Raw genomic sequence first — 21,429 nt, 5'->3', positions numbered from 1 at the left:
TCTTTCACAGAGCAGCTTGCATGGCTTTGAAAGTTTCTTCATCCACCACCTGAAGCTTGCTCTGTGTATATTGCTGTCCTTTCAATCGCTTGTTCAGACGGTTCGGATTAACCGCATCAGCCACGCGAAAAAGCTTTCCATGCCCTGGCGCCATCAGTTTTCTGGCAGTGCCCAGATCTGCATTCAAATTCAGCAGTTTACAAGCCGTGCTGATCAAAGAGCCCAGACATCTTGTATGCTCTTCAGAGACATCTCCTGCTGTCAGCTTGACTTGCCCCAGGTTCTCTTTATTCAGGTTTAGACCTGACAGCCTGTTGATCCCTTCACAACAAAAGCTCAAACCTTTCTCAATCAGAAGCGCCCTTTCCTGAGGTTCAGGCAAAAGATTTTTCACTTGATTCAGACACAATCAGGCTTTCTTCTGCAGAAGGTAGGACGAATGCAGCGGTGTCAGTTTCTTTTTCTGGAGCGATTTAAGTGCGCCCATGGCTTCTGTGTATTGCTCTTCACTGATCAAGCCATCGATCACATTCAACTGCTTCCAGAACTCTTTGGCTACCAACGGTTTTTTAGCCGGTTTTCTTTCTTTCGAAGCCACAGCGGTTTCGACTTTTGGTTCCGGAGTTTGTGAAATTTCTTCCTCTCTGGAGTGACTTTTCAAACCCTCCTCTTGCAAAGTCACTTCAGAATCTTTTTCATCAGGGCTTCCGTTGCCTTTTCCAGTGCTTCCACCCGTATCCGTCTTCTTTGGCTTCTTCTGTTCTTCCAGCAGATATGTCTCTCGGCACAGTTCTGCCATCGCCCTGCAGTAACGAGCTTCTTCAAACTCCCCCTGATCTTTGGCCAGCTCCAGGGCTTTTTCAAAATATTGTGAACAATAATCGTAAAGGCTCGTGTCGTTTACCACCTTACTTAACAACAGGTCAGCGGCTCGAATATAACCCGCTGCAGAGCCAAATCTGCCTGCTCGCAAATAATATTTTAATGCTTTCTGGAAATGGGCTTTGGAAGGTTCAGTGCTGGATCCTCTCATACAAACTGCATCGCCCATCCAGACCATCGCCACAGGATTATCATGTACCAGTGCTGCTTCATCGATCAGGGGAAGAGCCTTGGCAAAGGAGCCATTTGCAGGATGCAAGTGGCACAGCCCCATAAGATATAAACCCAGCGCAGGATTTTGCCTTCTCAAGCATTCAGCCCTGACAAAAGCAGCCGTCAGATCAAATCCAAAGTCCATCTCCTTCATGATTCTAAGACAATCCCGGGCCCACAATACCGGAGAAGCTGACACACTCATGGCAGATAACCGGTGATCACTTTCGGGGTCATTATGTGCCTGATGAGTCAGCTTTTTCAGGTCTAATTCCAGGTGAGGAGCAGGTTCAGTGATTGAGTCCTGAGCCAATATGGCTACCTTTAACAATTCCCGAAAATCATAAATGTTTTGATTAATGAAGGTATCAAGCACTTCAACCAGACTTTCACCAGATCCTAGCGGTATGAGTATTCTCAGCTCTTCCTGGGAAAACTCCGATGAAAGCAGATGTTTCAGTTGACTGAGTTTTGAAGTCTCAGTGTCAGACTCCACTAACTCAATCATTTCATCTTTTTCAGTCCAGAACTTCCAGAGCCTTTCAACAGCAGGACGTCCAAAATGAGAATAGAAATTAACCAGAGGCCGTATTTCCTGACTATGGATAGACAGCGATAAATCTCTGAAAAGCTCAAGTAACTCCTGAAGGTCTCTCTCGGTCTGATCGCTTTTTTCCACACGCAGAATCTTGAGCAGTTGTTTTTCCATATCTCCCCGATTTCGCGCTTTCTCAAGAACAGGACGAAATGCTTCCCAGATCCCCTCCACCATCGACCCGGTATCTGCAGTATCTGCATAGAGGAACGCTTCCGGACTCTTCGCCTCCTTCAATTCTCTGATATGCAATGCCAAATCATCCAGAGCTGAAAGCGCTTTTTCTGGATCTGAAAACGCCTGATATTCTTTAACCAGACCTAACCGGATCAAAGCTATTTCCCATAGAGCATGATTGTTTCCATGTCGGATGCTGAGCTGAAGTTGAGTCAAAGCGTTGCAGCAATCGCCGGCCAGGCTGTAATTCATAAAGAGGGAATAGGCGATGTCAGCAGCCATTTGGGGTGAGGCATCAACATCCTTTAAAGCCTGATAAAGGACAGTTTGAGCCTCTTCTAATTGCCCCAACTGAGTCAGGTTGTGGCCAAAATCAAAAAGAATTTTGCAGCGTTTTGCCCTGAAGCCTTTAGGGAGATCCATTCTCTGAAGCATCTCTTTTCGGTGAGCTTTCTTCTTTTGCCCACCTTTCTTTTCTTGCTGCCCCATTACATCAATCGCTGCAGCGGTAGCTTCCAGCTCTTGCATTGCACAGTAATGCTTCGTCCTGAGCAGACTTAGTTCTTTAGGGTTGGCCTCTGCAGAAAATTCAAACCACTCAATATTAGTGAGCACTTCAGGCAACTCATTGATGCTGCGCTCATCAACCGCCTTTTCCCTTGGGGTACTCTCTTCAGTGGTTTCAGGAGCTTTCGGGATTTTGGGCTTACAGGCTTGAGACGACTCTTCATCTTTCTTCGAGGCTCTGTTCGCTTCAGTGTCACCCACGGGTAAAAGGGGCTTTCCTTTCGCCCCCGCATCAAAACCATCCATGTCTTGAGCTCATTCGAGATTCATCAATTAAGGGTAGATGAGCAGCGAGCGTCTAAACAGGCAGAGTAAACCGGAAAGCAGTCCCCTCTCTCAATCGACTGGTTACTTTTATCTGGCTACCATGCAATTCAAGAATTCTCTTAACAATGGCCAGTCCCAGACCGATCCCTCCGGGCTTTTTTCGATGTTCAGCAGCCAGCGAAGCCTGATAGAAACGATTAAATATTCACGGCAAATCTTTCTCGTCAATACCCCTGCCCGTATCTTCTACCGTCACATTAACGCCTTTATCTGCTGCCCTCAGACGAATTCTAATCGATCCATTTTCAGGCGTATGGGTAATGGCATTCTTCAGCAGATTATCAAACACCCTCTGAATCATTCCGATATCAGCAAACACCTGTGTCTGGCTCTCATTGCACTCAATGGACAGAGAAATGCCCCGCTCTTTCAACGTCAGTCTGAAACTTTGAACAGTGTCATACATCAATTCAGCTAAAAGAAAATGTTCAAAGTCAGGCTTTTTACTTCCTGACTCCAGCTTTGAGAGTTCAAATAGATCCGAGATCAATCGGGATAAACGATGGCCGCCATCTTTCGGGGTGAGTTGAAAAATGACTTACCGGTTAATGAAAAGTGAATGTGATACCCGGCAGCAAAATAATGCCGGGCAGACAGCTGAAGAATTTGCTCGTGTTTTTGGTCAGGAAAAGATTCTCAATGAATTATCGACGGTTCAGTAATTTGTAAAATAGATTATATTTTTACTTGTTAATTTCTCCAGACTTGAAAAGCAGGGTTCCTTTTCTGTGGGCGCTCAGCCAGAAAAACCAGACAACTGCATTGTCTTTAGGGTGACCAATGACGATAGGGGCTTCGTGAAGACTGAGATCATTAGACTGCACGGAAGCTTTCAGATGGTTCTCGGTGAACCCCAGGGACTGGCTCTGGTGCAATTTATTCTAATTACAGATTTTTAACTATTTTCTCAGTCTTCCCCATCTCATTTAGAAAACCTTGTTGATAATTACTGCTGGTCTCCATATAGCCTCTGGCACAGTTCAATAGTTTGTTAGCAAGTCGATTAACTTCACTTTGTGGAGCCCCAGAGTCTATTGCAAGCAATGTATCTCTATAACTTTCGAGATATTGGCCAAAAATGCGCTCGCCGGATGCTTTTTGTTTTGACTCGAGGGCTTTTATCGTTTTTTCTAACTGCACTCTCAAATCGGTGATATTTGGCATAAAAGTAACCTCTGTCAGAGTAAGCTTTGCTAATCTAACTACGGCTATCAGAAATGACCAGATAATGACTAAAGACTCTCCCCTGGTTGTAAATAATTCTTCAACTCTTGCTCATCAATAGGGCCAGTAATTGATTCTTTAAGTATTGAATCTTCTTTCCACCATTGATTTATCGTTTTCTCGATGTTCCTAGCCTCCCTGCTGGTAATTTTCCATAAAGACAGATACTCCTCCTTGACTGAAGGATCGAGAATATCCATAAAGGCTTCCCGGATACCATCCATGCTTCTGCTTAGTCCTCTCATGTCACCGGCCAGACCATCGACATAATCCATATTGTTTTTTTTTGCAAAATTCATAGCTTTGACAGAAGAAGAATGCATGCGCAAAAAATTGGGCCTGACTTTTATATCCCATAGCCACTCATCCGTATCCATCAGTTTGGTTGGAACAAAAGTAGGATTCTGTTTCTTGTAATCCTTATACGAGGTCAACGCACTTAGGCCAGTATCAAGAAACTGCTGGTAGTGGCCAATAAATTGTTCTATATACTCCAGTGATTGAAACTTTCGCTTAAGTAACCGAGATTTCATATGAGGATTCATTGTGCTGCATCCGACCATGTAGTGACTTTCGGTGAAAGGTTGGGTATGGAGTTGTACTCCACATAGAGTTGTTGTTGCCCGCCTTCCAGATAAAACTTCTTCCCTTCAAATGTTTCATACTTCTGGCCTGCTGTAGTTCCCTCCCAGACTTTCATGCCCTCAGGGCCTACAGTATGCTCAACATAATAACCATTATCATTCCAGGAATCCTTGACTGCATACCCATCACGCCATGCCGATTTATTTTGTGGGATCTCCCTGGCCCAGTAGGTTCCTGAGCCCCCTCTAGCTTCTGCACTGCCTTCGTCGACAATACGATATATGGTTTCACCTTCTTTTAGTTCAACAGGTTTGATATCTGAGAAGTTCATGAAATCTTCCCTACCGGCTACATCAGGGTATCCCTGCTCATCGATCAATTTCTGTAATTCTGGATCAAACTCATCTAAACCAAGAGCATCTGCTGGCATCACACCTTCCTTCGCTCCAAGTGGTTTGCCATCTTCCTGCAATGTGTATGGATCTTTAGTATCACCACCCAGATGATCACGCTTGTATACTCTATCACCATCAAGAGGAGTTACTCCCTCACGAGGCATGTAATCCCCTTTAGGAGGAGGATTATTCTGCGGTGGAGGCCGATTATCCACAGGCAGGTCTTTAGTTATATCCCCCGTAGCCTGTGTGCGCAGAGCCCTCTTTTCGCCGTGTTGGTTGACGACTTTCTTGAGATCTGCCAGTTCTTTGAGTGACTCCCCCAGATCGGTCATTTGCCGAGCCAGTCGAGCTTTACTGGCAAGATTGACAATAGCGCCTGTGCCCGCTGTCACAGCAGCCAGTACCAGGGTCAGTAAAATCTCAAAAGCAGCACTGCCAGCCAGTTCACTGACTTCAAGGCTGCGCTGAGCTTTGGAGTAATCTCTGGCGAACTGGGTCAGCAGAGTCTGGCAGCGCTCGTCTTCCCAGAGAATCTGGATCATGGACTAGGCTTGGCTGAAATCTTCCGAGCTAATTTTTTTCGGATCAAAGCCCAATACATCGACGATCTCTTTATACTCAGCCTCTCGCCAGTGTTCATTGAACTCCTTGTACCAATCAATAACTGAGTCGTGCGTCTGGGTCTTCAGATAGGCTTCATATACCCGCCCCCGTTGTTTAACCTTACTGACAACATCGTGGATTTCCCCCAGCCAGGTTAACAGGGAGTTGCCTGCCTGTTTTAGCCCTTGTCCAAAGCGGTGAGCATGAGCCTGTATTTTTCCACCGGTATCCAATGCCTGATACTGCTGATCAATGACCGCTGCCTCGGCTTTTTCACTGGCGATGATCATACCCAGCTTCATCTTGATGCGATCATAGAGAGCTTCGATCTGTTGTAGGTTGCGTGACTGGTCACGATGGAGCACAAAGACGTAAAGGTCACGCCAATACAAGGCGTCTGAGATCAAAAAAATGGTAGATCTGTGGTGGTAATTCTTTAGCAGTGGGTGACCTTCAAGCTGATCACATAATGTAAATTGTTCATTAAGTTCGAACAAGAAGTGCCAAGCTTCACGGACTGACTCAAAGTTCAGCCGTTCATGCTGGAAATGGCGACGTTCGGTAGTGAGTAAAAACCGGTCTCCATTCTTGTTCCTGAGGCGAATATCAATCTGATCCCTTCCAAACACACGTTACTCCTTATGTGACTCCGTTTAATTCCTTTTGCAACATGCTATCGTTCGGCGGGCAGGCAGTATGCCGTTTGGATGATTCATGATTTTATTAGACGATGGGATAGTAACGCTTTTTCGATTCTGTGCAAATGATGACGCTGCGATCACCCGTTAGGAAAAGAAGGTTAAGTAAGGACAGTAGTCACGGCTCCATAAAACAGTGACTACTAGGAGGCTGACCGAGAATAGCGTCCGAGCATAAAATTCAGTAGAACGAGTCAGCTTTTTCACTGAATTTGTGCGAATAGTTGACCTATTTAAGCAAATTCAGTGGAAAAGATGGCCGTTCTTTCTGGATTTTAGGCCGGGCTGTCTATTCTCGGTCAGCCTCCTAGCATAATATCAAACCATCAACAGAACACGGTCCACCAGTTTGTCGATACCTTCAGCGGCTTCGCTGATGCTCTTTGCGGTCATATAGGCTGGAGTGGTCACCAGTTTGTGATTGTCGTCCACCACAATATCATCCACGGCGCACTCGACGTGCTTGACTCCGGTCTGCTCCAGTGCAGCAGCGGTTTCAGCATCAGTACCAATAGTGGCCAACACACCTTCACCAAAAATACGACCTGCGATGGCAGGTGCAATACACATGAGTCCGACAGGCTTACCGGCTTCTGAGAAAGCTTTAGCTGCGGTGCTGACGCCAATCTGAACCCTGAGTTTACTGCCACTGAAAGCGAAGTCTGATAAATTTTTTGCCGCCCCAAACCCCCCGGGGACAATCAGGGCATCAAAATCTTCAGCCTTCAGTTCCCGAACAGGCTTGACCTCACCCCGGGCAATTCTGGCCGACTCCACCAGAACATTCCGGCTCTCGTCCATTTCTTCACCCGTCACATGGTTAATAACATGATGCTGGGCAATATCAGGCGCAAAGCACTGATAACTGGCTCCACGGCGATCAAGGCTGAGCAGGGTTAACACCGCTTCGTGTATTTCACTGCCGTCGAAAACGCCCGACCCGGATAGAATAACAGCCACTTTTTTACTCATATACAGTCTCCATTTCATACTGTCATGACTGAGGTTCCAGGCTATAAACTCTTGTTCTAAAAATGAAAAGGCCAGCCAAAAACACTCAAGACGCCTAAGAAACCCGGTTTATATTAGAGAGCCCCTCTTACCGGATTCTGAAAATCATCAGTCATGAGCGGAAATATACATTTCACAATTAACACGCGAACCCAAACAGATTACTTCGACTCCCCCTTTGGAGTCGAGCTAGACTGAAGCAAAAATACTACGAGACAGCGTAAAAAGCTGCCTCTCAAATGGGGCCCCCATTCGATTGAAAAAGTTGCTGACTCTCAGGCTGCTGACACTGTCCATCATGATGTTTTCTACGGGCTTAATTACTGGATGGTGGGTGCACGAACTTCTGGCTATTCGTGGTGAAAAGCTTTCTTCTGATGAAGGCAACTATCAGGACTGGCTGCCTCTTCAGGATTTCAGTAATACGTTTGAACGATCTGCTTTGCCTCAGGAAATCATCGATTTTGAGCAGGCATTGGAAGGTCACAGATACGATGATGCTCTGGTGATTTATCAACAGCAGGAACGGCAGGACTCGGAACTCAGCCAGCGCCTGAAAACAGTATTACTGCAAAAGATAGATGAATGGTCTGAGCATCAGGACGACAGTATTGATGGACTGGAACGTTTTACCCAACATTACTATCAGGATGTGGATTTCCTGCAGAAACTGGCCGATCTCTACACTGAGCAAGAAGCACTGGAAAAGGCCATCGAAGTGCTGATCAGCGCTCGCTCATTTTCAGTTCAACCTGAAGAGCTCGAAAGGACTACAACAAGAATCCATAAACTGAGTCGACTGTTTTATAACCGCCAACAAAAAAGCCAGAAATTGCATGAAACTCTGCCTTTTTTCCAGAAGCTGACAGCGGTGGAACCAGACTATGCCTTTTACCGGTTTGCTCTGGCTCAGGCCTATTTATCTACGGATAATTCCAGCAGTGCTATTCGAGAGTTGGAGCTGCTGCAAACTGACGAAGAATTTGGACGACAGGCTTCCCATCAGTTATCAGACTTGTTGCCCCCCATTCCGGAAGAGCCAGAAGATATTCCCTCTTCAGCGATTCCTCTTTTTACTCAAGGCCGTCACTATATGGCTGAAGCCCAGACACAAGACAGAAGCCAGTCTCGCCTGCTCATAGACACCGGTGCCAGTCTGACCACTTTGCCGACCTCACTTTTGAGAGAACTCAAACGCAGAAAAATGGCCTACCAGGTAGGCAGCACAGAATTGAAAACGGCCAACGGCCTGGCGTTTGCACCTTTGTACCAAGTAAAAGAATTACACCTCGGACAATATATTCTCAAAAACCTGGAGGTGGCAGGACTGGACCTGGGATACCCCTTCGCTGAAGGGCTGCTGGGTATGAATGCACTTGGGCAGTTTCACTTTCAAATCGATCAGGATCGTAACCACCTGATTTTGACACCTCGCTAACCACAGAGTGTTACCCTTATGCGTTACGTATCAATACCTAGTTGCTACCAGGGTAACAAAACAGCGTAACCCCCTGCTCACCCAATTGTGACAAAAATAATTAAAATCGATTAAAAACAACGAGTTATAAAAGTTGGCACAACCTATGCCATACATTGACCAAACAACAATAATAAGCACAGATAATAAAAATAATAAGCTTCGCCCACCTAACAATAATAATAAGGGCAAAAGTAAGTTGATTGTTTTGCGGTATGCCCTCTGGGTTTCACCTGGAAAGGTAGCCAGCAAAATCATCCACTTACAAACTCCGGCGATATAATAAAAATAATCATTCGCCAGCCAAGGGGGAATTGACTTCCCCCTGTCTTCTTTTCTTTCAGACACCCGCTCAAGTGCTTACTTTAATCCCTTACTGCCATAAACCTGTGTCAACATCCCCCACGGGAATGCTATGATGTACGCCAGACTGGAGCAGTAGATCTGATCCACTACGACGGTATTACTGACTAACCAACAAAGATTTCATGCAAAACTCATCATGACAGGCATCATTATTACAGTTTTAGTGGTGCTGGCCATACTGCTTGCTGCTTACTTCTGGCTTAAGCCCTCTTCAGAGAAAGACTCTGCACCCTCTGAGCCGCAGCTTCCAGAACCCGACTCTATTCGGGAGCCAGATGAACCCAGCCCTCAAGACCAGATTCGTCTTCCCCGCGAGAGTCACCCTATTTCACGCCGGGAAATCAGTGAGAATGCACTGAAGGTGCTTCATCGGCTGAACAATAATGGCTATGAAGCCTATCTGGTAGGGGGGTGCATCAGGGACCTGTACCTGGACCTTCACCCTAAAGATTTCGACGTTGCCACCAACGCGACGCCTGAACAGGTTCGCAGACTGTTTCGTAACTCTCGAATTATTGGTCGAAGGTTTAAGCTGGTCCATATTCTGTTTGGTCGCGAAGTCATTGAAGTCGCTACTTTCAGAGCCAGTCATGAGGCAGAAGCCCAGAATGACAACCACAGCAAAGACAAGTCTCACCATTCGGACTCTGGACGAATTCTTAGAGATAATGTTTACGGCTCCATGAAAGACGACGCCATTCGTCGAGATTTTACCGTCAATGCTCTCTACTACGATGTTCGTGACTACTCAGTCATCGACTATTGTGGAGGCGTTCGAGATCTTGAAAGCCGGACACTGAAACTGATTGGAGACCCTGTCAAAAGGTACCATGAAGATCCGGTCAGAATGATGCGGGCTCTGCGATTTGTCGCCAAGCTTGATTTCGATATGGACCCGGCCACTGCCAATCCTATCTTTGATTTGGCGCACCTGCTCAGTGATATCCCTTCAGCAAGATTGTTTGATGAAGTACTGAAACTGCTGCAATCAGGCAATGGGGTAAAAACATTCCAACTCATGCGTAAGTACAGCCTGCTTCAATATCTGTTCCCAGCGACCCATCATAGTCTGGAAGAGCAAGATGAATGTGCGGAAGAACTGATTCTGAAAGCGTTGGAAAGCACCGATTCCAGAATTACCCGTGGCAAACCTGTTACCCCTGCGTTTCTATTTGCGGCCTTACTCTGGACCCCCTTACAAAGACTGGCCAGAGATCTTCGTGAACAGGGTGCTCCTCCTGCACCTGCTCTGCAACAAGCCGCTATGACAGTACTGGATAATCAGTGCACTCATACAGCGGTCCCAAAACGCTTTACCATGGTTGTTAGAGATATCTGGGAGATGCAATATCGCCTGGAGCGCAGACAGCCTAAATCCATTGAGTCATTAATGGAGCACCCCAAATTCCGGGCTGCCTATGACTTTCTGGTGCTCAGGGAAGCGGCCGGCGAGGATTTAAACGGTGCAGGCCAGTGGTGGACCGACATCCAGGACTCTGCTGATCAGGATAGAAACACCATGATTCGTGACCTTCGTGCTCGCCCTGCCGATGGAAAAGGAGGTCAAAAGCGCAGAAGACGCCGCCCCCGCAAACGACCTCCTGTCATGAACAAACCAGAATAAGCTCTTTCAAGAAAGGCAGTGATTGTTTGCTCAGTCATTGCCTTTACTCCCCTTCTGTCTCAAAACAATACTCCTTAAAAGCTTTGCTATGTTTACTGCCTGAACTTCGCCCGTGAGTAATAAACAGTGATGCTGTGTCAGAAAAGACAGAAAAGATCGATCACTTTCAAGAACACAATCCGTTTCGCATTAACCCTGCTCATACTGACAACCAGCTCATGGCTTCTGGCAACCCCTGCTCCGACACGAGAGGACTGCCTGCGCGAGATGGATTACTGGAGTAGCTTCATTGGCCTGATTGTTGCCGGTCATCAGGCTTCAGGTACTGCTTTTCTCTACAACCAGTTCTGGCCAGCGGTTTGGCCCGATGACTGCCTGAATATCAACCCGGGTCAAACATTAAAGCTCTATTTTCGTCCCTGGACGAATGAAACGCGGTTTTCAAATGAGCTGCCACCCAACAACAGCCTCGTTATTAAAGACTATCTTTTTTCTCATCATGTGTTTTTTATCCATGGTCTGCCAACCCAGACAATGAGGCTCTATTGTTACGCTTTTGAGAAGGCTGACAGAATTGAGTATTGGACGACCCGTTTGGAATTCACTCTTCAGTCCATGGATGAAAAGGTTGTTATTCCTTACCTGGCCAGTCCTGCTTTATGGCTTAGCCGATAATCTGAAACCTCGTTGCACTGCCTTCAACCACAGAGTTCGATATGCGAAAATACAGCACTGCTGACTGGACCTTTATGGACCTCAACCCTCTTTCAACCAGCGGATCTGAAGTATGACCACCGCCTATATTGCTCTGGGCAGCAATTTGGAAAACCCTGGCCGGCAACTGCAAAGAGCCGTGAACGATATTGGCTCCTTACCAGAAGTCGAGCTTTCAGGCTGTTCAAAACTCTACATCAGTGAGCCGGTAGGTCCTGAAGGACAACCTGACTATTGCAATGCTGCCGTTCGGATTGAAACCACACTTAAACCATTGGCACTACTGGACGCCATGCAAGGCATTGAGAATGATCATGGCCGGGAAAGAAGTGTTCGATGGGGACCCAGAACCCTGGACCTGGATATTATTCTGTATGGCGATGACATCATTGAGTCTGAGCGCCTGACTATCCCTCACTATCAGATGCACGTGAGAAACTTTGTACTCTGCCCCCTTTTGGATATCGCCCCTGACCTGACACTGCCAAATGGAAAACAAGCCAAAGAGATACTGCAAGAAATCGGTACATCAGGCCTTGATGTCATGGCAGAAAAGTATCCATGGCACTGACAGCTATCAAAGCATTGCGTATAATCCGCCATTGATAAAGACAGGGAACAACTAGCCTATATTGGTTTTTCCCTTTCCTGATGGCTTTTTTGCTCACGGCTAAAAGTCTACTCCTAAAGCGACTGGTTTAAGGTCCAAATAGATGGCTAAAGTAACCCTGAAAACCCTGGCCGACATGAAACAGTCTGGCGAGAAATTTACCAGCCTGACTGCATATGACGCGACGCTCGCTCATCTGGTCAGCACACAAGGGGTTGAAGTCATCCTGGTAGGGGATTCCCTGGGTAATGTCATACAGGGTAAAAGCAGTACCGTTCCTGTCACTGTCGATGATATGTGCTATCACACACGCTGTGTTGCACAGGCCGCTCACGACGCAATGATCATGGTTGACCTCCCCTTTGCTTCTTATGCGACTGAAGAACAGGCTCTGATCAATGCCTCCCGAGTTATGCAGGCTGGAGCAGAAATCGTTAAGATTGAAGGCGAAGGCTGGCTACCTCCTATCGTGACCCGACTCAAGCAACAGGGCATTCCTGTCTGTGTTCACATGGGTCTTACTCCCCAGTTCGTCAATGTTTTTGGTGGTTACAAAGTACAGGGTCGGGAAGAAGAAAAAGCCAACAGCATGATCAAAGCCGCACTGGACCTCCAGGCCGCAGGGGCAGACCTGCTGCTTCTGGAATGTGTTCCCAGTGACCTGGCCCGTGAGATCACCCACGCGGTGAAGATTCCGGTTATTGGCATTGGTGCTGGCAACTCAACAGATGGCCAGGTACTGGTTATCCACGATATGTTGAACCTGACTCCGGGCCGCAAACCCAAGTTTGTCAAAAACTTTATGGAAAACAGTGCCTCGCCTCAGGAAGCTGTCGCTCAATACGTTACCGAGGTTAAAGACAGCTCTTTTCCTGGCCAGGAACACAGTTTCGATTGAGAATGCTTTATTCGAGCCGGACAGCCAACTTACTCCGGCTCGATGGTCAGGCATACTTCAACTTGCACTGGCTTTCTAGAAAGCCATGGGCGAAGAAAATCATTGGATCCCCAACCGGATGCATCGGTTTTCATGGTAAAAATTACTGGCAGTCTAGTCACTCATTATGAAAACAGTTCATACCATCGCTGAAATCCAGGCTGCAGTGGCAGCTTGCAAAGCCGAAGGAAAAACCGTCGGTTTTGTACCAACTATGGGTAACCTTCACGGCGGTCACCTGACCCTGGTTGAAAAAGCCCAGGAAGTTTGCGACATCGTTGTCGTCAGCATCTATGTTAACCCGTTACAGTTTGGCCCTAACGAAGACTACGACTCCTATCCGCGCACTATGGAGCAAGATCAACAACTGCTGATCGAACAAGGTGTTGATCTGCTTTACACGGCCCAAACCACAGAAATTTACCCGGAAGGCAGCGAACATCATACTCACGTGAGTGTGGAAGTACTGGACGGCATGCATTGTGGGAAAAGCCGTCCCGGTTTTTTTACCGGTATAGCTACCGTTGTGACCAAACTGTTTAATATTGTTCGTCCGGACGTCGCAGTCTTTGGAGAAAAAGACTTCCAGCAGCTGGCTATTATTCGCAAAATGGCCAAAGACATGTGCATGCCAGTTTCGATTGTGGGCGCCCCCATTGCCCGGGAAAACACCGGACTGGCCATGAGTTCCCGTAACGGGTACCTGACCCGGGAAGAACGAGAAGAAATTGCTCCTACGCTATACCGTTGCCTGCAATCCGCTCGCGAAGCCATTCTGGCAGGTGAACGTGATTATGACCTGTTACGCCGCGATGCTTTTGCCAAAATGGCACAGGCCGGATTCAAACCAGACTACTTCAATATCAGTAGCACCAACACCCTTCTGCCGGCTGGCCCCGAAGATCAGCAACTGGTGATTCTGGCTGCCGGTTATCTAGGCAAGGCCCGACTGATCGATAACATCACCGTAGAGTTGTGATGGCCTGAATACTGCGTGCTTTTTTATCCGGAGCCTGCAGTATTCACTCCTGCCCTGACGCACAATGTCCATAGCGAAAGAAACACGGCAGATGTCATATTAATTTCTGCCAGTCACCCTCACACCCCCAGAGGTAGAATTGCATCATGACCCCTCTTAAGCACCTCTCCACATCTTCATCACTGGAAACATTGCAGCAAAAAATGGCAGGCACCCACCTGCGAGAACTCTTTGCTGCCGACAAGAATCGATTTGAGCGTTACAGTCTGGAAGCGGCTGGTCTGTTTCTGGATTATTCCAAAAACCTGATTAACGACGACGTAATGTCATCCCTGATGAAGATGGCTGAAGAAGCCAGACTACCGGAAGCGATTCAAGCCATGTTCCGGGGTGAGAAAATCAACTATACCGAGCAGCGTGCTGTTCTCCACACAGCTTTGCGTAACTTTGGAACAGACCCGGTGATGGTCGACGGCGAAGATGTCATGCCAAAGATTCGTGACACCCACGAACGCATGAAAGGCATTACAGATTCAGTGCATTCCGGTGAATGGAAGGGGTTCACCGGCAAGTCCATCAAACACATTGTCAACATCGGTATTGGTGGTTCTTACCTGGGGCTAAAGACTGCCATCAATGCTCTGACGCCCTATCATGTTGCAGGGTTGGAGCATCATTATGTGGCCAATATCGACCCTAACGAGATTACCGAAGTGTTCCGGAAAATTGATCCGGAAACCACACTGTTTATCGTTGCTTCCAAATCATTTGGCACGCTTGAAACCCTTCAGAATGCTCAGGCTGCTCGTGCCTGGATGTTGGAAAAAGGCTGTGCAGAATCCGACATCCGCAAACATTTCGTGGCCATTTCCACCAACCTGAAAGCCATTGATGAATTTGGTATTGCTCAAGAAAACACACTACCGCTATGGGATTGGGTCGGAGGACGCTACTCCCTGTGGTCCACCATTGGCCTGATGGTCAGCCTGGTGGTGGGCTTTGAAAACTTCCAGAAACTTCTAAAAGGTGCCTGGGAGATGGATAAACACTTTTCAGAGGCACCTCTGGAAAAGAACATGCCGGTTATTCTTGGCATGCTGGGTGTCTGGTACCAGAACTACTTTGGCTCTGAGTCCCACGCTGTGATTTCCTACGATTACTTCTTGCGTGACTTCCCGGGTCATCTGCAACAGATGGATATGGAAAGTAACGGCAAGCAGACCCGTGAGGATGGCAGCCGTGTCGATTACCAGACAGGTGCCGTTATTTGGGGTGGTACAGGCACCAACGATCAGCACGCTTATCATCAGCTGCTGCATCAGGGTACACGACTGATTCCTGTCGATTTTATTGCACCGGCCACCAGCCATAATCCTCTGGGTGAACAACACCCCTGGCTGTTTGCCAACGCTTTGGCTCAGAGTCAGGCGATGATGCAGGGTAAGAATCTGGATGAGGTAAGGGACGAGCTCACTGCTGCCGGTATGAACACTGCCAACGTTGACGCTCTGGCTCCACACAAGGTCATTCCTGGCAACCGTCCCAACAACATGATTGTACCTGAGAAGATCACACCTGAAAGAGTGGGAGCTCTGGTGGCGCTTTATGAGCAGAAAGTCTTTGTTCAGGGCACTCTGTGGCAGATCAATTCGTTTGATCAGTGGGGAGTAGAGCTGGGCAAGGTTCTGGGTAACCGGGTTTATGATCGTCTTAAAGAAAGTGGAACCACATCCGATCAGGACAGCTCCACCAATGGACTGGTCAATCGTTTCAAACAGTTTAATGCCTGATTGAAACTAGGCTCTGTTGACGTTTTGTTTTGGGCTCAGTGCTACCGAAAAGCGGCCATATACAAGGCAAACCGAGGAAGGCGTAGTTTCTCTACGTCAAGGAGGTTTAACACAGTAGATGGCCGCTTTTCGGAGCATCCGGAGGACAGCTCCTGGAGCATCCATGACTGCGTTCCAGTAGTTTGAAAGACGTTGAGTATTCCTGCACTTCTGCGCCTGGCCCTGAATGCTCCAGGAACTGCTGAGCACGAAAACAAAACGTCAACAGAGCCTAAGAAAACGGCATCTGTTTAACAGATGCCGTTTGATCCTATAAACAGCCTGTTACTTTGGCAACAAGTAGGCTGCCATCGCCTGGATTTTTTCATCCAGAACCTTCTCATCGTCTTCTGGTAGACGATCTCTGAACAGCTGGACGATTTCCAAAAGCCCGCCCTGAAGGACTTTATTTTGTTCCGTCAGAGTACGGCTCTCTAACATCACCTGTGGCATATCCCTCTCCAGACGATACTTAAGATCCTCAAGCTCACTTCTCATATGCTTTTGGCTGGTCTCAAGGTCAGCGTTTCTGGCGCTGGCTTTTTCTCCGAATTCTTGTTCCTCTTTCAGTTCCGCTTCATGATCAAGCTTAAGCTGAGCGATCTGCTCATTCATCTTTCTGACTTCCTCACGCAGCTTCTTCTCTTCCAGAATCTGATCCGATTCGGCTTTTAACAGCTTTGAATTTTGAGCTTTCACTTCTAAAAGCTCTCCTTTGACATCACCGACTTCCCAGGAAGCCTTGTTAGCTCTCCGCTTCTCTTGATCAAAAGAATGCCTGGAAATTCTCAATTCTTCTTTGAGGTCGGAAATTTGTTGATCCAGATCCTCCTTCTGCCGCTTCATATCCTGAAGTTCAAAGCGAGAAACACCGCGATCACCATGGACCTGAAGACTGGACAAACTGCTCTCATAGACAGTGTCCAAAGGCTGATGGAGTAGAGAAGACGGTTGATGCAAAGAGGCACCAAGACTCACGTAGGGGTTACCATCATCGTATTCAACGCCCGACTCCTGGAAATTGAACCCTGAACCCAATGTGCCAGTCTGGCCTGGGTTTTTAGTTTGCTCTCTAAGCTTTTCAAGCTCTGCCATAGCTTCTGCAAATTCGGCTTTCAGTTTTACAACCTGGCTGTTCGCGGAGTTATAATCCAACTGAAGCCCTAAGTTTTTACCTTCCTCTTCATGAACCTTATTCTTGGAAGTTTCCAGCTCTTGCTTCAGTCCTTCCAGCTGAGCCTTTAAATCTCTCTCCAGAGTCGACATGTGCATTTGCTTTTCTTCCAGCGATCTGCGGCTCAAGCGCACCTGTTCTTCCAGGTGATCGGTTGTTTGAGCTTTCTCTCTCAGAGATTCCACCTCAGACTTGAGAGTCACCATCTCTTTTTCAAGCTCCAGCTTGGCTGCCATTTGCTGTTTATGTTCAGAGCTCAGAGCATTGAATTGCTTTCTAAGAGAGGTGGCTTCTTCTCTTAACGTTGCCGCCTCTCTCTCAATGACGGTACAACCAGACCTAGCCTTGGCAGCTTCATTCATAGCCCGCTTCTCGGCGTCCTCTGCATTGGTTAATTTTGTCTGGGTACTCACCAGTTGCTTTGTCAGCTCACTAACCCGCTCTTCGGACTGCCCGTAGGACTTCTTGAACTTCGCCTCTGAAGACACAAGCTCCTCTTGAGCCAGCTTCAGGAGACGATTCGATTCAGCTAAATCAACCTTGAGTGCTTCAATGGTCTGTTGCTGAGTAGACTGACCCGATTTAGCAGAATCCTGAGCATGCTTCAGACGGGTAGTGGCTTCTTGCAGAGACTTTGACAAGTTATCCACCTGCGTGGACTTTTGTCTTAGTTCAGCAGCAACTCGATCACGTTCCTGACTGAGCTTATCCAGTTGTTTACTGACGCTTTGTACCTTGCCTTCCAAAGAAGCCCTGTCTGCATTCCACTTCTGCAATTCCATAATCCAGTCACGCACTTCGCCCTCTCTCTGACGAAGCTCTTCTTGCAGTGTTTTTTCAGCTTTTACTTTTCTCTGCAATTCAGACTGGGTCTGATGCAATTCTCTATTGACCGCAGAAAGCCCCTCTTGGTTAGCTTTTAGTTCAGAAGCCTTTGATCTGAGTGTTTTAAGTTCAGCCACCTGTCTATAGCTCAAACCCTCCAGTCTCAACACCTCTCCATTGGAGACTTCAAGCTGTGAACTGACTTCATTTAACTGTTTTTCAAGCTTTATCTTTTGAGACTCTAATTGAGAGAAGTTCTTTGTCGCCTCTCTTGCTTCACGCTCCAGTCTTTGACTGGTCGTGAAGTATTTAGTGGCCTTGCGCCTCTCCCTGCCCACTTCAACTTTCAGTGAATCAAGCTCACTAGCCAGTTTGACGTAATGAGCTCTTTCTTTGTCGTACTCGGCTTTCCTTTCACTCAGTTCCTTATGAAGCTGAATGTTAGCCAGACTGGCTCTGTATCTTTCATCTTTAACCTTACTGGCAAATTCTCCCCTTAGCTGACGAACTTCAGAGTCTGATGTGAGTTTTTCTGTCTCCAGCTGTTCATAGCGTTTTCTCTCGTCATTCAACCGAGTTTCCAACTGTCTGATCTGGCTTTGCAGACGAACCAATCCTCGCTCTGCTTTGGCCTTCTCTTCTTGCATCACAAAGGCACTGGAAGAATGGCTTTTCAAGTGCTTTTCAATAGCCGCTACTTTAGATTTTGCGTCATCTCTCTCACCGATAATCCTCTTAAGATCTCTAGCCTGAGTGTCTAGCTGAGACTGCATAAGTCCACTTCTCTTCTGCAGTTCTGCAAACTTCTCTAAATGTTCTACAGCAGATGCAAAATTAGCTTCTGCACTTTGCAGCTTTCTTTGTAAGCCCCGGTTGATCTTACCGAGCTCTGAGAACTGGCCCTCGAGATCTCTTTTCTCTCGAAGTTCCCTCGTTACCTGATTTAATTGAAAGTCCAGATCTTCAACACGTCTGGATACTTTATCTTTCTCTTCCTGGGCCTTTCGAGCAACGCTCTGAAACAGCACTACACGATCCCGGGTTTCTCTTAGATCGGTTTCCAGCTGCCCAGCCAGATGATCAACACGACCCAATCTGTCCTGCTCAGTCAGAGCCTGAAACATTTGCTTCTCACTGAGTTCTACCTGACGTGTAAGCTCTTGTATCTTTTTATCCAGCTGCTGAACTTCGTGATCTTTGGCTTCAAGCATTCGGGTCTTCTGACGCAACTCATTCTCAAGTGAGCGTACGTGTCCTATCAAAGCCTGTGAGAAGTTCGCTCTTGAAGGATTTTGGTCATATTCCTGATAACGACCCTGATCCCTTTGCTGGATGTCTTTAAGGAAGGTATTTTTTAGCTTATCGAACTCATCCAGGAGTTCATTCGCCATGACCCCTAATTCTTCCTGATCTTTTTGCTGGTTTTGTACGGCTTTGTCATAGAAGGGAATATCGTTATCTAAAGAAGTTTCAGTCTGTTGGGCAATATCGAGAACCGCACAGAGCTGACTATGGATCTGGCAAAGACGTCGGTAATCACTCTGAATTTTTCCATCCATTTTCTCCAGCTCAGCCAGCATTTCAGTCTGATCCGCCTCGGGCAGCTTTTGTGAAGCTGTGGATGTAGACCAGAGGCTACCCAACCAGGATGAGGAAACTTCGACAGAACGGGACTCAAGTTCTTTACCGCCATTCAAATAAGGGCACTGCTCAGGAGGCTCTGGCAACTTTGGCAGGGTCATGCCTGCAAGCGTCATGCTTAAAGCCCCTTTAAGAGCACGACATCTATTCAATGAATATTCAGCTGCGCGACTCGGATGATCGCTAAGCATCTCACGTGTCATCTGAGCTTTTTCTTTAACTAAAAGCTCAGGAATGAACGAAGGTTTTGCTGAGTCTAGTGGTCCGGCCATAGCAATACTCCCTTTACTAAATTGAAAAATTCATAAAAATTTTGACTATGACCGATATTAGGTTGTTCCCTTGTAACACTGAGAATAACTGCCCTGTCAGCAATACTGACTGAATGTGTCCGCCAAAAGCGGAACTCTGCTACTCTCGCCTTAGACTTACGGCTAATACTCTGTAATATTCATACCCCTAAAACCGAAGAGCAAAATAAGATCGCCCTGAATTACAGGCACCTAACGATTGATGAGAGCAGCAGTAACATGATTGACAAGTCCCTTCCCCTCACCGACATTCATCGTCATCTGGACGGTAACATTCGCCCCCAGACCATTCTGGAACTGGGCCAGCAGCACAACCTGGAATTGCCAGCCAATAATCTGGAAGAACTGATCCCCCATGTTCGTGTGATGACTAACGAGCCGGACCTGGTAAGTTTTCTGACCAAGCTGGATTGGGGTGTAAAAGTTCTGGCGGATTACGACGCCTGTCGTCGTATCGCTTATGAGAATGTAGAAGACGCTTTGAATGCTCAAATTGATTACACCGAGCTGCGCTTCAGCCCCTGGTACATGGCCATGACTCACAACCTTGACCCTCAGGGTGTGGTAGAAGCTGTAGTGGATGGTGTTCAGGCTGGCAGCCGAGACTTTGGCGTAAAGACCAATCTGATCGGTATCCTGAGCCGTACTTTTGGTCAGGAAGCCTGCCAGCGTGAACTGGATGCCTGCCTGGCTTTCAAGGATCAGCTGATCGCTATCGATCTGGCCGGTGACGAGTTTGGCAAACCCGGCGAACTGTTTGTAGATCACTTTAAGCAGGTTCGTGATTCAGGCTTGAATGTTACCGTACACGCAGGTGAAGCTGTCGGTGCCGAGAGCGTTTGGCAGGCCATTCGTGAGCTGGGCGCTACCCGAATCGGCCACGGTGTCAGAGCCATTGAAGATCCGGCACTGATGGATTATCTGGCTGATAATAAGATTGGCATTGAATCCTGCCTGACTTCCAATATTCAGACCAGTACCTTCCCAAGCATTGAAAAACACCCGCTCAAGAAATTCCTGGCACACGGTGTACTGGCCACCATTAATACCGATGACCCGGCCGTAGAAGGCATTGAACTGCCTTATGAATATGAAGTGGCCGCACCAGCTGCTGGCTTGTCCCCGGCACAGATTCGCCAGGCCCAGGAAAACGGCCTGACTATCTCTTTCCTGAGTGACGCTGAAAAAGAAGCGCTGAAAACCACAGCCAAAGCAGGATAAATAAGCCGGGTAGCCTGACTCGCCAAAAAAGGTAGAAATTCGTTACCTTGAACACTATGTCTTCATGGCCCGTTATAGCGGGTTATGAAGATAGAGTTAGACTTTACTCTGTTTGAAGGGAATCCCTATTGTCAGAATTCAGTACTGAAAGCCTGATTCAGCTCATTCAGAAGTTGGAGGAAGTTGATGCGATCTATCTATACGGATCAAGAGCTAGTAAGAAGCTCTATGGCAGAGGCATACCCATAGTACGCCGAATAGAAAGTGCCATTATTTCTGCCTGGGAAAAAGACTATGAGAGATAAAGCCTACGAACAACAGATTGATATTTTACAGCAGGAAATGCTGGTCACCCCAGCCCTCTACGTGCTGGTCGCTGGCATCACCGCCCCATTGGGCGATGCTTTACGCGAAGGTTGGTAAAATCCATGCGCTTTTAGG

The 21,429-nt window shown here is 47.3% G+C and carries 21 protein-coding genes and 1 pseudogene; 11 read left to right on the top strand and 11 right to left on the bottom strand.

What is annotated here, in order from left to right:
* Nucleotides 1-4: 4 nt before the first annotated feature.
* The 3 genes and pseudogenes from GZ78_RS19900 to GZ78_RS30395 form a co-directional block, all read right to left on the bottom strand.
* The gene (locus GZ78_RS19900) at nucleotides 5-409 is read right to left on the bottom strand and encodes a hypothetical protein (RefSeq protein ID WP_034840053.1); all 405 of its coding nucleotides are present in this window, start codon (nucleotides 407-409) and stop codon (nucleotides 5-7) included.
* Nucleotides 410-2,680 carry a hypothetical protein gene (locus tag GZ78_RS19895; RefSeq protein ID WP_034840050.1) on the bottom strand — a complete coding sequence of 757 codons (2,271 nt, stop codon included), beginning with the start codon at nucleotides 2,678-2,680 and terminating at the stop codon, nucleotides 410-412.
* Nucleotides 2,681-2,732: 52 nt separating this feature from the next.
* A pseudogene (locus GZ78_RS30395) lies at nucleotides 2,733-3,167 on the bottom strand (sensor histidine kinase).
* Nucleotides 3,168-3,294: 127 nt separating this feature from the next.
* Between GZ78_RS30395 and GZ78_RS30715 the strand changes: the two are divergent.
* On the top strand, nucleotides 3,295-3,423 hold the full coding sequence (locus GZ78_RS30715; protein ID WP_269078783.1) for a hypothetical protein: 129 nt from the start codon (nucleotides 3,295-3,297) through the stop codon (nucleotides 3,421-3,423).
* 21 nt (nucleotides 3,424-3,444) lie between these two features.
* Here GZ78_RS30715 and GZ78_RS29595 read toward each other — a convergent pair whose 3' ends face one another.
* The 6 genes from GZ78_RS29595 to elbB all read right to left on the bottom strand — a co-directional run bounded on the left by GZ78_RS29595 (nucleotide 3,445) and on the right by elbB (nucleotide 7,241).
* Nucleotides 3,445-3,585: a hypothetical protein gene (locus GZ78_RS29595; RefSeq protein ID WP_161787441.1), complete on the bottom strand. Its 141-nt coding sequence runs from the start codon at nucleotides 3,583-3,585 to the stop codon at nucleotides 3,445-3,447.
* Nucleotides 3,586-3,646: 61 nt separating this feature from the next.
* Nucleotides 3,647-3,925 carry a hypothetical protein gene (locus tag GZ78_RS19880; protein ID WP_034840045.1) on the bottom strand — a complete coding sequence of 93 codons (279 nt, stop codon included), beginning with the start codon at nucleotides 3,923-3,925 and terminating at the stop codon, nucleotides 3,647-3,649.
* A gap of 68 nt (nucleotides 3,926-3,993) precedes the next feature.
* The gene (locus GZ78_RS19875; protein WP_152558846.1) at nucleotides 3,994-4,518 is read right to left on the bottom strand and encodes a hypothetical protein; all 525 of its coding nucleotides are present in this window, start codon (nucleotides 4,516-4,518) and stop codon (nucleotides 3,994-3,996) included.
* A gap of 8 nt (nucleotides 4,519-4,526) precedes the next feature.
* The gene (locus GZ78_RS27730) at nucleotides 4,527-5,510 is read right to left on the bottom strand and encodes a hypothetical protein (protein ID WP_051786374.1); all 984 of its coding nucleotides are present in this window, start codon (nucleotides 5,508-5,510) and stop codon (nucleotides 4,527-4,529) included.
* Between the two features lie 3 nt (nucleotides 5,511-5,513).
* A complete protein-coding gene (locus tag GZ78_RS19865; RefSeq protein WP_034840039.1) occupies nucleotides 5,514-6,200 on the bottom strand; it encodes a hypothetical protein in 687 nt (228 codons plus the stop codon).
* 387 nt (nucleotides 6,201-6,587) lie between these two features.
* Nucleotides 6,588-7,241: an isoprenoid biosynthesis glyoxalase ElbB gene (elbB, locus tag GZ78_RS19860; protein ID WP_034840037.1), complete on the bottom strand. Its 654-nt coding sequence runs from the start codon at nucleotides 7,239-7,241 to the stop codon at nucleotides 6,588-6,590.
* A 295-nt stretch (nucleotides 7,242-7,536) separates the two neighbouring features.
* Between elbB and GZ78_RS19855 the strand changes: the two genes are divergently transcribed.
* Nucleotides 7,537-8,718, top strand: a complete 1,182-nt coding sequence (locus tag GZ78_RS19855) for a retropepsin-like aspartic protease (RefSeq protein WP_034840034.1) — start codon at nucleotides 7,537-7,539, stop codon at nucleotides 8,716-8,718.
* A gap of 30 nt (nucleotides 8,719-8,748) precedes the next feature.
* On the opposite strand, the gene GZ78_RS29080 is transcribed toward GZ78_RS19855, so the two are convergent.
* Nucleotides 8,749-9,105: a hypothetical protein gene (locus GZ78_RS29080; protein WP_152558845.1), complete on the bottom strand. Its 357-nt coding sequence runs from the start codon at nucleotides 9,103-9,105 to the stop codon at nucleotides 8,749-8,751.
* Between the two features lie 154 nt (nucleotides 9,106-9,259).
* Here GZ78_RS29080 and pcnB point away from each other — a divergent pair, with 154 nt between their 5' ends.
* The 6 genes from pcnB (at nucleotide 9,260) to pgi (ending at nucleotide 15,777) form a co-directional block, all read left to right on the top strand.
* Entirely contained in the window at nucleotides 9,260-10,747 is a 1,488-nt protein-coding gene (pcnB, locus tag GZ78_RS19850) for a polynucleotide adenylyltransferase PcnB (RefSeq protein WP_081869952.1), read from the top strand.
* A gap of 267 nt (nucleotides 10,748-11,014) precedes the next feature.
* On the top strand, nucleotides 11,015-11,422 hold the full coding sequence (locus tag GZ78_RS19845) for a hypothetical protein (protein WP_161787440.1): 408 nt from the start codon (nucleotides 11,015-11,017) through the stop codon (nucleotides 11,420-11,422).
* A gap of 112 nt (nucleotides 11,423-11,534) precedes the next feature.
* Nucleotides 11,535-12,032, top strand: coding sequence for a 2-amino-4-hydroxy-6-hydroxymethyldihydropteridine diphosphokinase (gene folK, locus GZ78_RS19840; RefSeq protein ID WP_034840030.1), 498 nt, complete (start codon nucleotides 11,535-11,537; stop codon nucleotides 12,030-12,032).
* A gap of 142 nt (nucleotides 12,033-12,174) precedes the next feature.
* Nucleotides 12,175-12,969 (top strand): 3-methyl-2-oxobutanoate hydroxymethyltransferase, encoded by a 795-nt coding sequence (gene panB, locus GZ78_RS19835; protein ID WP_034840027.1) that lies wholly within the window; start codon nucleotides 12,175-12,177, stop codon nucleotides 12,967-12,969.
* 166 nt (nucleotides 12,970-13,135) lie between these two features.
* Nucleotides 13,136-13,987, top strand: coding sequence for a pantoate--beta-alanine ligase (gene panC / locus GZ78_RS19830; RefSeq protein WP_034840025.1), 852 nt, complete (start codon nucleotides 13,136-13,138; stop codon nucleotides 13,985-13,987).
* 146 nt (nucleotides 13,988-14,133) lie between these two features.
* Nucleotides 14,134-15,777: a glucose-6-phosphate isomerase gene (pgi, locus tag GZ78_RS19825; protein WP_034840023.1), complete on the top strand. Its 1,644-nt coding sequence runs from the start codon at nucleotides 14,134-14,136 to the stop codon at nucleotides 15,775-15,777.
* A gap of 324 nt (nucleotides 15,778-16,101) precedes the next feature.
* On the opposite strand, the gene GZ78_RS19820 is transcribed toward pgi, so the two are convergent.
* Nucleotides 16,102-19,728, bottom strand: coding sequence for a coiled-coil domain-containing protein (locus GZ78_RS19820; protein WP_034840021.1), 3,627 nt, complete (start codon nucleotides 19,726-19,728; stop codon nucleotides 16,102-16,104).
* A 258-nt stretch (nucleotides 19,729-19,986) separates the two neighbouring features.
* Between GZ78_RS19820 and add the strand changes: the two genes are divergently transcribed.
* The 3 genes from add (at nucleotide 19,987) to GZ78_RS30710 (ending at nucleotide 21,411) form a co-directional block, all read left to right on the top strand.
* Nucleotides 19,987-20,988 (top strand): adenosine deaminase, encoded by a 1,002-nt coding sequence (gene add / locus GZ78_RS19815; protein WP_034840018.1) that lies wholly within the window; start codon nucleotides 19,987-19,989, stop codon nucleotides 20,986-20,988.
* Between the two features lie 128 nt (nucleotides 20,989-21,116).
* Nucleotides 21,117-21,293, top strand: a complete 177-nt coding sequence (locus GZ78_RS29590) for a nucleotidyltransferase domain-containing protein (RefSeq protein WP_161787439.1) — start codon at nucleotides 21,117-21,119, stop codon at nucleotides 21,291-21,293.
* Nucleotides 21,283-21,411: a hypothetical protein gene (locus tag GZ78_RS30710; protein WP_269078782.1), complete on the top strand. Its 129-nt coding sequence runs from the start codon at nucleotides 21,283-21,285 to the stop codon at nucleotides 21,409-21,411. Before GZ78_RS29590 ends, GZ78_RS30710 begins: the two co-directional genes overlap by 11 nt.
* Nucleotides 21,412-21,429 lie beyond the last annotated feature (18 nt).

This window comes from Endozoicomonas numazuensis (genome assembly GCF_000722635.1).
Lineage (GTDB): Bacteria > Pseudomonadota > Gammaproteobacteria > Pseudomonadales > Endozoicomonadaceae > Endozoicomonas_A > Endozoicomonas_A numazuensis.
The sequence above is the reverse complement of the archived record's forward strand: the minus strand, read 5'-3'. Positions and strand labels throughout refer to the sequence as shown.